Origin of the sequence: Caldicellulosiruptor acetigenus (assembly GCF_026914305.1) — a bacterium.
Classification (GTDB): Bacteria; Bacillota; Thermoanaerobacteria; order Caldicellulosiruptorales; family Caldicellulosiruptoraceae; genus Caldicellulosiruptor; species Caldicellulosiruptor acetigenus.
In genome coordinates this window covers 530,179-545,346 of the sequence record NZ_CP113866.1, presented here as the reverse complement: position 1 = coordinate 545,346, position 15,168 = coordinate 530,179, and the positions used below count along the sequence as shown (strand labels likewise).

Sequence of the window (15,168 nt, the reverse complement as noted above, 5' to 3'; positions counted from 1 at the left end):
AACAACATTTACTCTTCTATAATTATTTCAGGGTCTATTTGAATAATCAGGTCATCATTTTGTTTTATGATAGCTTTGATGTACTTGATATCCAAATTGCTAAATTTTTCTTTTATCTCCTCATCTTCAAAAGACTGGTCAACCTCAACAATGTTCTCAATAGCAACCTTTGATACACTCAAAACCTTTTTTGCCAAAATTCCAAATCTTTCTCCTTTCAGCTCAACTATTATCACTCTTGATGAGTCATTCAGCTGGGTCTCCTCGCCGTACAAAAGCAAACAAAGGTCGACAATGGCTATCACATCGCCACGCAAATTCGCAATTCCCTTTAAATAACCTTTTTCATTGGGAACCTTAACAATATTAGGTATACGGTTTATCTCTTTTACCTTTTGAATGTCAATTGCAAATTTTTGGTTATTTAGTTCAAATAACACTACCTGTTTTTCCTCATTGGTCCTCACCATTTCCAAAGCCTCTTCTCCCTGATTTTTAAATTCCTCATAAATGGCACTGCTCACTTTGTCAAAAATCTTTTTTACATTAATGATAATAAACATTTTATCGTCTGATTTGATGCTACCTTCAAAGATATCCTCATAGTTTGCAATGGTCGGCAATTTTTTTATGTCCTCATCATTTACAGATATTACAGATAAAATCCTGTCTACAACAAACCCAAATTTCATATTGGAATGATTTGCAATGACAATCTTTGTCTCATCATCCGTTTCTTTGTTTTGTACCTTTAACAACTTCTGAATGTTAACAATGGGAATTATCTCATTTCTTAAATTTATAACACCTAATATCTCATCACTTTCAGATGGAATGGTTGAAAAGTCTGCAAATCTTATAATCTCTTGAATATCCGAAATATTGAGTGCATAATTTTGGTTATCAATTGCAGCTAAGATGTACCTTTCCTGCCTTGAAATTTTAAGCTCATTTTCTTCGATTTTCGAGCTACCTGCCTCTACATTTACCTTTTGAAAAACTGCAAGCTCATAGCTCTCCTCAAAAATCTTATCACTATCAATGAAGGTGATTAATTTCTCTTCTTCTTTCTGTTTTATCACAGCTTTTATCTCGTCAAGTGTAGTGATTTTGCACTCACTCAGCTGAGATTGGTCAATGCTGCTGATGTTCAGAACCTTATCCACCAACACTCCCATTTTAAAGCCACTTTTCTCTATCACAATTATTCTTGCATCCTCACTTTTTACATAACTGTCAATTTTATATTTTTCCTTTAGGTTCAAAACTGGTATGACTTCTCCTCTCAAATTTATAAGTCCTGCTACATGATTCTTGGTAAGTGGAACTGGAGTGATAGATGGAACCTTTATGATCTCCTTTACATTGTCGAGACTAAATGCAAAGTTCTGCCTACCTATCTGAAATACAATGACATTAAGATCCAGCACCCCTATCTTGCTCATACTCAATCATCCTTTCGCTACATGGCTAAAATTTCTTCAGCCAAGCTTGCCACATCCTGTATTGCCGAAAGCAGCTCGTCAGCCCCAAGTCTCTGCTCATTTACAGCTCTTGTTGCCTCTTCAAGCGATGCCAAGTTCTCTTGTGCTGCAGCTGAAATGTTCTCTATTCCTTTTGTAAGCTGCTCTAAAGCAGACTGAATTTGAAGAATTTCCATATTGATAGCATTTGTTGCTTGTTTCATATCTCTTATTAAGTTCATTGTCTGGTTTAAAAGCTCTATATCCCTTTTTGACCTCTCTACCATGTTGGATGTTGAAAGTGTGAGGTTTTCTATATCACCTGTAAACCTTAAAACCTTTCTTTGAGTGCTCTTTACAATGTCTTTCATCTTTTGAGCATTTTCAGAAGACTCATAAGCCAAATTTCTTACATCATTGGCAACAACAGAAAAACCTCTTCCATATTCTCCTGCTCTTGCTGCTTCAATTGAACCATTCACTGAGAGCATATTGGTCTGAACAGTTACCAAAGATATCTGCTCTATCAGCTTTTCCAATTCAGCTATATAATTATCTAAGCTTTCAATGAATTCTAAAACCTTGTTGTTTGATGTCAAAACGTTGGACAGGTCAGAAATCAGCGCAACTGTCTTGTCAATCACATCATTCATCTGGTCATTAAATGTATTGATTATGCCGTTGAGTTCATTTGAAAAGTCTTTATTTTTCCTTGACTCTATCACTATCTCATTTATATTGTTCTTAGCAAGGTTAGCGTTTTCAACCTGAATTTTAGAACCAGTCTCTACCTGGGAAAATGCCTCGGCTATCTGCGCTAAAGACTGAGAAATCTCTTCAACCGCTGATGAAAGCTCGTCAGACGATGCTGAAATCTTTGTGGCATCTTTTTCCAGAGCAGTTGAAACCCGCATCTCTTCTGCCAATTGATTTAAATCTTCAGCCTTTTCGCTTGCAATTTTGTACGCCTTTACCTGCTCATTCACTGTCTGGCTAATCTCCTCAATTGCCGCTCCTATCTGTTCTGATGCCGTTGCGATATTTGTCATGAGCTTTAAAAACTCATCCATTGAGTTAGAGGTCTTCTGCGACGACTTTTGAATTTCATTTGCATTTGTCAAGACCTTTTCAAAAATCTTTGTTGTTTCTAAAAGCTTTGTAAGAATTTCCTCACCCACTGCTGCTTTTGCATTCTCATACTCAACAGACTCTTTTATTTCCTTATCAATATTCTGAATCTCCTCATTTATTTTGGCAACATTTTTTTTAACACCATCTGTTAATCTTTCAACCACTTCGGCTAAATTTCTTATCTCATCAGCAACAACTGCAAAGCCTCGTCCGTACTCACCAGCCCTTGCAGCTTCAATTGCAGCATTTAAAGCCAAAAGATTTATCTGGTCAGCAATTTTTCCTACCGAAATCACAATATCGTTTATATCCTTTGCAGAGTCATTCAGTTGTTTCATGAACTCGCTTGCCTGAAGTTTTTTGTAAGCAGAAAGTTTTACCTCTTCGATTATCTCCTGGATTTTGCGTGTTGTGTCCATAACAGAGATGTTCAAGGTCTTTGCCTTGTCAACAAGCTCAATTGCGTTTTGATATGCTACATTTGCTGATTTTTTAATCTCATCTGTTGCGGTCTTTGACTCTTCAACAGAAGCTGCTGTCTCCTCTGCAGCTGCTGCAAGTTGCTCAACATTTTTGTTCAGCTCTTCAACAGCTGCAGTTGACTGTTCAATCCCCGCCATAAGCTGGGCTGCGGCTGCCGCAAGTCTTTCAGAAAGCTGTTGCTGACGAAGAAGTGCCTTTGTTTTTGCCTTTTCCTCTGCTTGCTTTTTGCTTTCAACCTTCTTTGTTGTAGTAGGGTCGTTCTTCAAAAGCTTCTTTTCCATATACAAACCTCCCCACCTACAAAAATTTTTGTTGACAATTTATTTAAAATCATTCCTACTTACAAATATACACTTTTTCTAAGTATCTGTAAACTTTTTTTTTTTTTTTTTTTTTCATATATGTTATTAAATGGAGTTATGCTTTTTACTTTTCCTTATCTCCTATCTATTTAGCCCAGCTATCTCTTCTACTCTCATCGGCCTTGAAAAATAATAACCTTGAAATTCATCACAGCCAAGTTCCTTTAATATCTCATACTGTTCTTTCCTTTCAACACCTTCAGCAATTGTTTTCAAATTCATTTCTTTTGCCATGTGAATAATACTTTTGACAATAATATATTCATTGCCGAAAAGCTCAAGTTTGTCAATAAACTTTTTGTCAATCTTGAGGGCATGAATTGGAAGTTCTAAAAGCAGCTCAAGAGAAGAATAGCCAGTGCCAAAATCATCTATCGAAATTTTTATGCCCCTCTCAAAAAGCCTGTTGAAAATCTGTCTTGTAAGTTCCAGATTACTCAAGATTACCCTCTCTGTTACTTCTATCTCAATATCCTCAGGCAAGATATCGTGCCTCTTTAGGTGCTCATTTAAAACTCCTATCATGTTGTACATCACAAACTCTTTGCCAGACAAATTTATAGCAACTGGAACATTTTTGAAAACATTTTCTTTCATATATTTTATATCTCTGCACACAATGTCAAGCACAAGCCTGTTCAAATCATACACAAGTCCGCTCTCTTCTGCTATTTGAATAAATTTGTCCGGAGTCAAAATTCCTCTCTGGGAGTTCCACCTCAGAAGTGCCTCAAAACCGACTACCGTTCTACCATCAGAAGATACTTTTGGCTGATATACCAAAAAGAATTGCCTATTTTGAATTCCTCTTGAAATTTCAGACTCTATCTCAACTCTTTTTAAAATCTCTTCTGTCATTGACACTGAATAAAACTCATACAAGCTTTTGCCCATATCCCTTCCATGCTTTTTAGCCGTCGTTAAGGCAATCTCTGCATTTTTTAAAAGTAAATCTACAACCTCTCCATCCTGCGGATAGCCTGCAATTCCAATGTTGATGTTTGCATACAACCACTTTCCCATTACGTTCCAGTTCCTCGAAAATCTTTCTATTAGATTCTCTGCAATTCTTTCAATAGAACTCTTTTCAACATTTGTGGTCAATACCACAAACTCGTCTCCACCAAACCTGCAAAAAGTCCAATCCCTTGGCAAAAGCTTTTTTATCTCCAGTGCTATTGATTTTAAAAATTCATCTCCTACAGTGTGCCCAAACAATTCATTGATATATCCAAAGTTGCTAACTTCAATAAATATTATCCAAAACTTAGAACTAATTTTCTTGCTCTGGTCTATCTTCTCTCTTATTCTTTCATTCAAAAAGTTTCTATTCGGAAGGCCGGTCACTTCATCATAATATGCGATAAGTTCGACATACCTGCTGAGCCTCAAATCACAGGAAACATGTGGTGTTACATCCTCAAATGTGCCAATTATTCTAAAAGGACTTTCCTTCTCATACAGAATAGTAGCACAAACAAAAATCCATCTACCATCTTTGAGTTTTACCCTGCTCGAAAAACCATTTTGTTTGCCATCTATACTTTCCTTTGCAAGATTTACAAGATGCACGAACTCATTTTCAGCCATCAGCTTTTGAAGAAACCCGCCTATGTTGCTGTGCTGCATTACAAGATACTCAAAGCCGTCAGAAAGATAAATCTTTTTGTGTTTTATATCATACAGCCAAAATCCTCTCTCTGATTTTACTGCTCTCTCAAACCTCTCAAACTGGGTATGTGAAAGCTTCTCAAAATTATTTATCCACAAATTAATTGAAGATTCATTCATACATCCCTTTCATCCTTTCTAAACGAGAATTTATTTCCCGCCCCTTTCGTTAGTCTAATTTTATCCTTTTCCATTTTCCAATTCAATGGTTTTCAAAAAAGACAAGCAATTTACTTGGAAATCCAATTGATGTTCTTGATTTAAAACATTAGTTGACTATAATATTTTTTTATGTATACTTATTATGTTTACTAAATAAACATAATACGTTAAGAAGGCTACTCTACTCATTTTACTCACACCTTAAGCTGTCGCAAATTTAGCAATAGAACGCAAAATTTTTGTAGGTGTCCATCTAACTGGGTTTTTTAGCCCCCTGTGGCTGTTATACTAACCTTGAACTATTAGATTGTTTGTGAAATGGGGGTTTGATATATGCATGAAATTAATGAAAAAGAAGCAGCGCTTGTGGAAAAGTTCAAAAAACTGCTGGAAGACGCACCAGGTATGCTTGAAAGACAGAAAGATTTAGATAAGTTTGCTGAAGAGGTGAGCAAAACCCTCTACAGGCTTCTTATTGAAATTATCGTATATTCAATTGAAAAGCTTGATGATAAAATCAAAGAATCCGAAGAGGTAAAAGAAAACTGGAAAAACATAAAAAGAGATTATAGAACAATTTTAATGCCACACGCTGTTGTGGTCTACAAGAGACGTTACTATCAGCACAAACAAACAGGAGAGTATGCATACCTTGTGGACAAATTGTTGGGAATTGATAGTTATCAACGTCTTAGTCAGCACTACGAAGAAAAGATTAGAAGCCTTTTTAAGGTTCATAAATCTTTCGCAGGTGTTTTGAAAGAACTTGCCAAGGCATCAAGTACTACTGAAATCAGTGCTCAAACAGTTAGAAATAAAATTTCAAAGGATAAAAAGAGGGATGACAAAAAACAAAACTGATAGTCATTTTTTTCGAATAGTGATATAATATTATTAGAATATACCTATTCAAAATTCTCGGGGGTGAAACAATGAAAAGAACTGCAAGGGTACTTTCAGTGATTGTGACAATTTGTTTTATAACCTTTTTGCTATCATCTTTAATTTTTGCTGCACCAAGTCAGCAAACCCAAGCATCTTTGTTAGAAAAAACTTTCAAAGCAGAGCTTTCGAAAATTTTAAATCCTGACTCTCCTCTTTCGTGTGACATAATCACCACCTCAACCGGGCAAAAGTCAGTCGGATATGGTTTAAATCTTATTGTCAATGAGACAAAAACTTACAAAGTTGCTTTTGACAGAAAAAATAAAAAATTCTTTGTACAGACGAAAAAGGATAATACAAGTCAAGTATTTTTCATGGACGGTCAAAATATTTACAAACAAGACCCAAAAGATAACAAGTACACCCTCAGCAGCATACCTACCGGTTTGTGGATGAGCATCAATATGCTTGACAGCTCGATTTCTCAGTCTATGAGCAAGTTTTACCAGACCATATTGAACTACCTAAACTCTCAATCATCTTCAATTGTAAAAAGCGCGTACAAGACAACAACATCTGTTGGTTCAAAAAAGATAAGCTGCTGGCAACTTAGCGCTACCCTGCCAAGCAAGGTTTTAGAACCTGCGTTTAAAGAATTTTTATCTACATCTTCAAAATCTGTACTTTCTCAGCTAAGCATTATGCTCGATGTTTATTTAAAATCTTTGACAGACGATGAAAAGAAAGCTTTGAGCTCTTTAAACATCGATGTAAGTAAACTCTCTTCAGCTGAGATTTCAAAACAGCTTGAAAGCAATCTTTCCAAGTTTATTAGTTCAATAAAATTGGATGATTACAAGATAAGCTTTTATGTTGACGAAAAGACAGGAAAAATAGTAAAGATAATAATTAAAAATGCACCTGCAACCGGTGGTGGAGTTTCATCAAGAGTTGAAATGACAAATATCTTGACAGGAAATGATGTTAAGTTTCTACAAATATCTCAAAATATGATAAAACAACAGTTCAGTCAGATTGATATAGTTGGCCTTTTGAAATTGATTGAGAATTTTGTTGCTAAAATGCAGCAAATAAAATAAACATATAATTATGTAAATGAATATCTTGGACTGCCGCATAATTGATATTTGAAAAAAAATGCGGCAGTCTTTTTTTATCCTTTTTACCTCTCAATCTGCCTTACCTAACTTTTGTAACATTCTTTTAAACAAAATCACACAAACTACATTTATAATTTTGTTATTGCGACGTCTTATAAGTGTGCTCAAAAGAAGGTGATGTAGCATGAAAAAAAGATTCTGCATTTTAGCACTAACTTTAATAGCGTTTGCGCACGCAGTAGTCTTTCCTGTGCAAACTCTTGCACAGCCAGAACAGATTAAGATTCCCGTGCTTGTATATCACTATTTTGCAAAAGACTCAAGAGAAGCTCAAGAGTGTAATTCCTCTGCGGTTGTGGATATTCAGAATTTTGAAAAGCAGATGAAATATCTTTATAAAAACAACTTTAAAACTTTAACAATGGAAGAGCTGTACAAATTTTTAAAAGGTGAATATATTCCACCCAAAAAAGCCATTGTAATAACAATGGATGATGGATACAAAAATAATATTACATTGGCATACCCCATACTAAAAAAATATGGCTTCAAAGCATGTATATTTGTAATTGGAAAGTTTTTGATATCCAAGAATACTTCAAATGAATTTGAATACCTTTCACTGGAAGATACTTTTAAATACACTGACGTTTTTGAGTTTGGTTCTCACACATACGACATGCACAGGCTACTAAATGGAATGCCGCTACTGCCTCAAGCTAATATGCTGGATATAATTTTTGATTTTGCAAACAATCAAATGCTCATAAATTCTCCTTATTTTGCTTATCCGTTTGGTGCATATGACGAAAGAGTAATAGAAGTTTTGAAGTCTTTCAACTACAAATTAGCTTTTACTACTAAAAAAGGATATGTTACGTCTTTGACAAACCCATATGAGATTCCACGGTTTACTATCTCACAAAAAACTACTTTTAAGCAGTTTATAAAAATTGTAAATGGTGAATATCCTGATATCTATGTTCACAATCCCGGTCACAAAACCTCCAAGGAAAAACAGCCTGTAAAAACGTTGACCGAAAAAAAGACAAAACAAACCTTATTGCAAAAAAGAGGCTAAAAAGCCTCTTTTTTATTTGCTAAATTTTAAATATACCAGGGTAGCTGCAACTGCCGCAGCTGCGCTTATGAACTTGTTCAGAAGAAAAAGCGAAACATAGGCAGGAGCAAACGTTGCCACAAATGCCAGCTGAGGACCTAAAGTCGAAGCTGCCGTCATGCACAGGGCAGATGCTAAAATTTTTGACCTTTTGTCCATCTTATCAAAAAGGTAAAGTGTAGGCACACAGTTCACAAGCAGCATCAACATTCCTTCCAGCCCTGCTTGATCTGAAGTATAAGAACTTTTCAAAAGCCTGAATCTACTTATTAGAAAATTGTACATAACTGTAAAGAATACATAGCTGCCACCAATTAAAACAGCCATTTTAAGTGGAAGGACTATACAGTCTTGCAAAGCTGTTTTTATAGGAAATAAAGCTTTGCTTGTTAATATTTGGTATCCCAATAATGCAAGTCCTACAAGGTTAACAAAGGTCATTGTACTACCCAAAAATTTCATTGCAGTTATCAAAAAACGCCATCCTCTTGAAACCCCAATGGCAAGTACAAAAGTAACAATCACAACAATAGCTACCAGTTTTAATGTCCTCAGTACATTATATCCCCAAAGCAGGCTTGTAAACACAACTGCAATGGGAATACATCCAATTCCAATAAGACTTCCTTTTATAAAATCCTCTTTTGACTCACCTTTCAAAATTCCAAATGCAACAGGGTATGTAAAACCAATGGTCGCCCCCAAATTTGAGCTAAGTAGAATACCGCCTATTACCTTAGCCATTTCATCTTTTGATACTTGTTGGGATATATGATACCCGCCCATGTCTATGGGTAAAAAACAAGAAATTAATATTGCACTGTCGGTATGAAAAAGCTGCGCTAAAAACTTTGAAGGTTTTACCAACAACATACCCAAAAATGGATATAAATAAAGAATGCCCAGCATCGAAAAAATGGCTTTTGCCATGATTATAAAGCCTTCTTCAATTTTTGAACCAAGTTTGCGCTTGTCGCCAAAGATTTTATCGATAACACCTGTTGCAAAAGCTATTGAAAATAACATAAACAAGATTTTGCTCAGTTGCATCTTTAAGATCACTTTTCAAATTTCATTTTTAAAGTTATTTTATCACAAAGCTAAAATTTTGTGTTAAAAAGATAAGCATCCTATCCATACCCTCATCTCACCAACTCCTCTGTTTGCCCAGGCATAATAAGGAATGAGCTTTATTTTTACTGGTACAAACTTTGGCTTATAGCTTCTGTAAAGCTCTTCTCCAAAATCATCTTCTGCCATCCTAAAACCATCAACTTTAGCGGTGTACAAACCTCCTAAAATATTGCTATCAAATTCTAACTTGCACTTGCTATTTGCATCAACAAAAAGCAGATGCAAATTCTTGCCATTGTCTGCTTCTTCTGCACAAAATACAACCGGCCCTTTCACAACTGCCACTTTACCTACATTGCTCCTCACTTGCGGGTGTGAACTTACCATCTTAACCTCTGTTGGAATCTTTAATACAACTTGGTCATTTTCTTTCCACAACCTCTCAATGCAAACATAGCCACTGGGCAGCTTATGCATCTCTTCTTTCTTCCCATTTACATAAACCTCATAACTTTCACACCAACCTGGAATCCTAAGATAAAGCTTAAATCTTGCTTCTTTTGAAGGTTTTAAATCTATCTTGACCATGTCTTCAAAAGGATAACTTGACACTTGCTGGAGCAAAACCTTAACACCATCTAATTCAACCTGAACACTGCTGCCAATGTATAAATTCACGTAAATTCTATCGTGGCTGTAGCTATAAACATACCTTCCCAAAGATGCTAAAAGCCTTGCAACATTTGGTGGACAGCATGCACATCCAAACCACGGCTGGCGCTCAGGTTTTACATGGTGTCTGTCAAACCTCTTTTCCACTTCTTTTGGATATACCTCAAGAGGATTTACATAAAAATACTTCTTACCATCCTGCGACATAGAACCAATAACGGTGTTATAAAGAGCCCTTTCTACAGCATCGTAATACTTAGCATGCGGCTCTATTTTGTTTAAGCGATATGCAAAAAAGATAAGACCTACAGATGCACAAGTCTCAGCATACGCTGCATCGTTTGGCAAGTCATATTCAAATGTAAATGCCTCGCCATGAGCAGACGAACCAATTGCACCGGTGATATACATCTTCCTCTTGACTATATCATCAAAGAGAGTCTTGCACACATCAAAAAGCTCTTTATCCTGTGTATATGCTGCAACATCTGCCATACCAGAATAAAGATAAACTGCTCTGACTGCATGACCAACAGCCTCTTTCTGCTGCCGAACAGGTTTGTGAGCCTGCAAATACTCTCTGCCAAGCCTTTTGAACCCTTGCCAGTGCTCTTTTCTACCTCTTTTCTCCCATTCGATGTCAAAGTAATATGGCTCTTGACCTCTTTCATCAACAAAAAACTTTGCAAGCTCTAAATATTTTCTGTCCCCCGTCACTTCATAGAGCTTTACAAGCGCAAGTTCAATCTCTGGATGACCATCATACCCAGGAATTTTACCTTCTTCTTTGCCAAAAATGCTGTATATGTGGTCGGCAAGCTTTTTTACAATCTCCAAAAGGCTTGTTTTACCAGTTGCCAGAAAATGTGCAACACCGGCTTCTATCATGTGCCCTGCAGTGTACAGTTCATGACATTCTTCTAAATTGGTCCATCTTTTGCCCTTTTCTTTGATGGTAAAATATGTATTGAGGTATCCATCTTCCCACTGAGCCTTGCCAATCAGCTGTATAACCTCGTCAACCTTCTTTTCCAAATCAGGGTTTGGATACTTTTCAAGGACATATGAAGCTGCTTCAAGCCACTTTGCAACATCGCTATCTTGAAAAACAAACCCTTTAAATTCTCCTTCCTCAAGTCCTGCTGCTATCCTGAAATTCTTTATTGCATGGCTTTTGACTGGAATATCAACATTATCATTGAGTATCTCCCATTGATATGGAACTACCACATCTTTGACAAGGTCTATGTATTTCCCCCAAAAAGGATCTGTGATTGAAACATCTTTTATTTTGGGAGAATTCAAATAGCTTAAAAAATCTTTATCATTCATATTTTTCACCAACCTAAAATAATTTTTGTTTTTATAAACTAATTTTATTTTCTAATATTTTTATTCATTTTTCAAGATGAAAAATCTAAAATCACCTAAGAAAATTACCTAAAAATGGAAAATATAAATTTTCACCAAATTGTCTCTTTTGTTTTTGTACATATTTTTATTACCTTATTTTGGTTTTTATTTGAAAAAGATAAGTAAAATCAAGCCCTTTGCTCGTCTTTTGAAACTATTTATTTTTAGTGCAAAATCTCTACAATTCATTGTATTCCTCTCATTTTAAAACATCAAAATAACAATTGAAATAAAGCTTTCAGGGGAATATAATTTTGTAATCATCTGAAATAGGCTTAAAATCACCAAGTTAAAGGAGGAATTTTAGCTTGTTTGAGAAGCTCAAAAGAATTCTCATAGGTAAACCTCTGCCAAACGAAGCTGAAAAGACAGAAAAGTATGGTGTTCTGTGGGGCCTTCCCATTTTGTCAAGCGATGCTATATCGTCTGTTGCATACGCTGGACAAGAAATTTTGTATGTCCTTTTGCCTGCAATAGGATTTCTTGCTTTTAAAGAAATATCTGTTGTAACTGCCGCAATCATAATACTTCTTTTTATTTTAATGCTTTCCTACAGGCAAACTATTGAAAACTATCCAAATGGCGGTGGTGCTTTCATTGTCGCGAAGGATAACCTTGGCGTATTGGCAGGCATTGTGGCAGGAGCAGCTTTGTCAGTTGACTACATCTTGACAGTAGCAGTTTCTATCTCGTCGGGTGTTGACCAGATTGTAACCGCACTTGAATTTTTAAAGCCTTATAAGATTGCTCTATGCCTCTTTTTAGTTTTATTTTTGATGATTGGAAACCTTCGGGGAATAAGAGAGTCATCCAGAATATTTGGTATACCTGCTTATGCTTTTATGTTTTCAATCTTAGCTTTAATCATAGCCGGGTATATAAAGCTAAAGATGGGATATGTTCCACCAGAGCCAAAGATAAACTATCCAACACATCCTGTTACTTTAGTTTTGTTACTAAAGGCATTTGCAAGCGGGTGCACAGCACTGACTGGTATTGAAGCTGTGTCAAACGCTGTTCCAAATTTTAAAGACCCGGCAACAAAACATGCTAAAACTGTTTTGCTTTTATTATCTTTGATAATCCTCGTGTTATTTGGCGGAACAACACTTTTGGCAACACACTATCATATAGTTCCTACTGAAGGTGCTATGCTTGTTTTGATGGCGCAAGAAATTTTTGGCAAAAGTTTTATGTATTATATCGTTGCTGCAACAACGTTTATAATCCTTGTTTTTGCTGCAAACACTGCGTTTTCAGGTTTTCCAATGCTCGTTGCAGTTATGGCAAAAGAAGAATTTGTGCCAAGGCAGCTCAGCCTCAAAGGTGATAAGCTTAGCTACTCAAATGGGATTATCATCCTTGCTTTGGTATCCGCCCTTTTGATTGTAGCATTTAATGGTAACGTCACAGCACTCATTGGACTTTATGCGGTTGGTGTTTTTATATCATTTACACTATCTCAATCAGGTATGTTTGTAAGATGGCTTAAGAACAAAGGCAGTCATTGGCATATAAAGGCATTTATAAACGGGTTTGGCGCCCTCACAACATTTGTGGTTGTCATTATAATTGCAATAACTAAGTTCAGAGAAGGTGCATGGATTGTCGTTTTATTAATCCCTCTGCTTGTCTTTGCAATGGTAAAAGTAAAACTTCACTATATAGCAGTTGCAGACCAGTTAAGAGTAACACCTGCTGACAAAGAACTTTTAGATGTTGAGCACAATATCTACAGAAACAGAGTTATTGTACCAATTGAAAGTCTAAATAAGGCAAGCATCCGTGCTTTGAGGTTTGCAAGAACAATTTCAGACAATGTCATAGCTTTCAATGTATCAATAAATGAAGAGCAGGCAAAAAAGCTTCAAGAAAGGTATAAAATGCTCAATTGTTCTATTCCGCTTGTAATAAGGTACTCACCTTATAGAAAAATATTAGAACCGCTTTTAGAGTATATAAAGTCAGAAGAGTACAACTATCAAAAGGGTGACATGATAACAGTCATCATACCCAAATTTACTGTACAGCGCTGGTGGCAAAAGATTTTGCACAACCATACATGGCTATTTATAGAAAAAGAGCTTTTAAAGCACAAGCACATTGTTGTATCTGTCATGCCGCTGCAGTTAAAAGATGATGATGTGGTTTTGAAGAAAAAGAATAAACCTCTATGGAAGGTGTTAGAGGAAGACTAAATAATAAAAGAGGACATAGCCAACTGCTTTGCGCAAGCTGGCTATGTCTTTTTATTTTTTCTGCCATATTTCTGCCCACATTTATTTATAAGCCTTTCTCATAATTCCTACTGTCTCCTCAAAACTCAGCTTATACGGGTCAACCTCAAAAAGTCCGCCCATTGTTTTTATGGCGTTGTCAGCAAGCTTTTCAATCTCATCCTCTTTAATTCCATAGTCAGACATCTTCAAATTTCCAACACCGCACTCTTCCTGAAGCTTTTTCATTGCCTTGACAAATGCAAACGGTCTTTCATCCTCTGGCAAAGAATCTACATCAACACCCATTGCTCTTGCAAGCTGGATATACCTTTGAGGCACTTTTGATGCAAAGAATGTGTGATAAGCTTCAGATAGCATTATAAGCCCGGCACCGTGTGGCAAATCTGGGTAAAATGCAGAGAGCGCATGTTCCATTGAATGCTCTGATGTACAGCTGGAAGTCGACTCAACAAAGCCTGCCAAAGTGTTCGCAAGTGCAACATATGTTCTTGCTTCTATATTTGTCCCATCTTTTACGCAAAGCGGCAAGTACTTTGCTATAAGCTCAACGCTCTTTAGTGCAAACATGCTACTGACTGGAGTTGCAATCTTTGCAATAAACCCTTCAACTGCATGGAAGAAAGCGTCAAACCCTTGATATGCAGTAAGATGCGGCGGTACACTCAGCATAAGCTCTGGGTCCACAATCGATAAAGTTGGGAATGTGTACTGGTTGCCATAACCTATCTTCTCGTTTGTCTCTTCATTTGTGATAACAGTCCATGGGTCAGCTTCAGTACCAGTTCCAGCTGTTGTTGTTATTGCAACAATTGGAAGTGCGCCGTTTACAGGTGCTTTGCCTTTGCCTGTACCGCCTACTATATAGTCCCAGTAATCACCATCGTGTTTTGCCATCAGAGCAATGCTTTTCGCAGAGTCGATGCTGCTTCCACCTCCAAGACCAATTACAAAGTCACAGCTCTCTTCCTTTGCTAATTTTGCCCCTTCCATAACATGCTTTTTGATAGGATTTGGCAAAATCTTGTCAAATACAATATACTCAATTCCCTTTTCTTTTAATATTGCTGTGAGCCTGTCTAAGTATCCATACTTTTTCATAGACGTTCCAGCAGATATTACAATCAGAGCCTTTTTGCCTGGCAAATTCTCATCTTTGAGCCTATTCAAACTTCCTGGTCCAAATAAAATCTTTGTGGGTATAAAATAATTGAAAACCAAGTTTTCCATTTTCTTAACCTCCGTTAAATCTTGATTTTAAAATTGAAATTACAAAACTCCTTATATTTAGTATAATATTTTTGTAAACCATTACAAGAGCGCACTTTTAAGATATGAAGTATCATATTTGATACTAAAGGAAGGTGTTAAAGA

At 36.2% G+C, this 15,168-nt stretch carries 10 protein-coding genes; 4 read left to right on the top strand and 6 right to left on the bottom strand.

The annotated features are described in order from the left end of the window. Positions 1-8: 8 nt before the first annotated feature. The 3 genes from OTK01_RS02510 to OTK01_RS02500 form a co-directional block, all read right to left on the bottom strand. Positions 9-1,445, bottom strand: a complete 1,437-nt coding sequence (locus tag OTK01_RS02510) for a chemotaxis protein CheW (RefSeq protein ID WP_029228344.1) — start codon at positions 1,443-1,445, stop codon at positions 9-11. Positions 1,446-1,462: 17 nt separating this feature from the next. Next, positions 1,463-3,358, bottom strand: a complete 1,896-nt coding sequence (locus OTK01_RS02505) for a methyl-accepting chemotaxis protein (protein ID WP_029228343.1) — start codon at positions 3,356-3,358, stop codon at positions 1,463-1,465. A gap of 162 nt (positions 3,359-3,520) precedes the next feature. Then, positions 3,521-5,230, bottom strand: a complete 1,710-nt coding sequence (locus OTK01_RS02500; RefSeq protein ID WP_029228342.1) for a putative bifunctional diguanylate cyclase/phosphodiesterase — start codon at positions 5,228-5,230, stop codon at positions 3,521-3,523. 375 nt (positions 5,231-5,605) lie between these two features. On the opposite strand from OTK01_RS02500, the gene OTK01_RS02495 reads away from it, so the two are divergent. From OTK01_RS02495 to OTK01_RS02485, 3 genes are all read left to right on the top strand, one after another. Continuing rightward, positions 5,606-6,133, top strand: a complete 528-nt coding sequence (locus tag OTK01_RS02495; RefSeq protein WP_029228341.1) for a UPF0236 family transposase-like protein — start codon at positions 5,606-5,608, stop codon at positions 6,131-6,133. Positions 6,134-6,204: 71 nt separating this feature from the next. Next, positions 6,205-7,257, top strand: a complete 1,053-nt coding sequence (locus tag OTK01_RS02490) for a hypothetical protein (RefSeq protein ID WP_029228340.1) — start codon at positions 6,205-6,207, stop codon at positions 7,255-7,257. Positions 7,258-7,462: 205 nt separating this feature from the next. Then, entirely contained in the window at positions 7,463-8,359 is an 897-nt protein-coding gene (locus OTK01_RS02485) for a polysaccharide deacetylase family protein (RefSeq protein ID WP_029228339.1), read from the top strand. Between the two features lie 12 nt (positions 8,360-8,371). Here the strand turns inward: OTK01_RS02485 and eutH are convergent, their stop codons facing one another. Together eutH and OTK01_RS02475 are read right to left on the bottom strand one after the other, a co-directional pair. Then, positions 8,372-9,448 carry an ethanolamine utilization protein EutH gene (gene eutH, locus OTK01_RS02480; RefSeq protein WP_029228338.1) on the bottom strand — a complete coding sequence of 359 codons (1,077 nt, stop codon included), beginning with the start codon at positions 9,446-9,448 and terminating at the stop codon, positions 8,372-8,374. Positions 9,449-9,511: 63 nt separating this feature from the next. Beyond that, positions 9,512-11,476, bottom strand: coding sequence for a glycoside hydrolase family 127 protein (locus tag OTK01_RS02475; RefSeq protein ID WP_029228337.1), 1,965 nt, complete (start codon positions 11,474-11,476; stop codon positions 9,512-9,514). A gap of 389 nt (positions 11,477-11,865) precedes the next feature. Between OTK01_RS02475 and OTK01_RS02470 the strand changes: the two genes are divergently transcribed. Further along, a complete protein-coding gene (locus tag OTK01_RS02470; RefSeq protein WP_029228336.1) occupies positions 11,866-13,755 on the top strand; it encodes an APC family permease in 1,890 nt (629 codons plus the stop codon). A gap of 81 nt (positions 13,756-13,836) precedes the next feature. Here the strand turns inward: OTK01_RS02470 and OTK01_RS02465 are convergent, their stop codons facing one another. Further along, entirely contained in the window at positions 13,837-15,024 is a 1,188-nt protein-coding gene (locus tag OTK01_RS02465) for an iron-containing alcohol dehydrogenase (RefSeq protein ID WP_029228335.1), read from the bottom strand. Positions 15,025-15,168 lie beyond the last annotated feature (144 nt).

Coding starts and splice junctions, on each gene's coding strand:
- OTK01_RS02475 (WP_029228337.1), bottom strand. CDS start 11,476: ATGAATGATAAAGATTTTTTAAGCTATTTGAATTCTCCCAAAATAAAA.
- OTK01_RS02465 (WP_029228335.1), bottom strand. CDS start 15,024: ATGGAAAACTTGGTTTTCAATTATTTTATACCCACAAAGATTTTATTT.
- eutH (WP_029228338.1), bottom strand. CDS start 9,448: ATGCAACTGAGCAAAATCTTGTTTATGTTATTTTCAATAGCTTTTGCA.
- OTK01_RS02485 (WP_029228339.1), top strand. CDS start 7,463: ATGAAAAAAAGATTCTGCATTTTAGCACTAACTTTAATAGCGTTTGCG.
- OTK01_RS02505 (WP_029228343.1), bottom strand. CDS start 3,358: ATGGAAAAGAAGCTTTTGAAGAACGACCCTACTACAACAAAGAAGGTT.
- OTK01_RS02510 (WP_029228344.1), bottom strand. CDS start 1,445: ATGAGCAAGATAGGGGTGCTGGATCTTAATGTCATTGTATTTCAGATA.
- OTK01_RS02490 (WP_029228340.1), top strand. CDS start 6,205: ATGAAAAGAACTGCAAGGGTACTTTCAGTGATTGTGACAATTTGTTTT.
- OTK01_RS02500 (WP_029228342.1), bottom strand. CDS start 5,230: ATGAATGAATCTTCAATTAATTTGTGGATAAATAATTTTGAGAAGCTT.
- OTK01_RS02495 (WP_029228341.1), top strand. CDS start 5,606: ATGCATGAAATTAATGAAAAAGAAGCAGCGCTTGTGGAAAAGTTCAAA.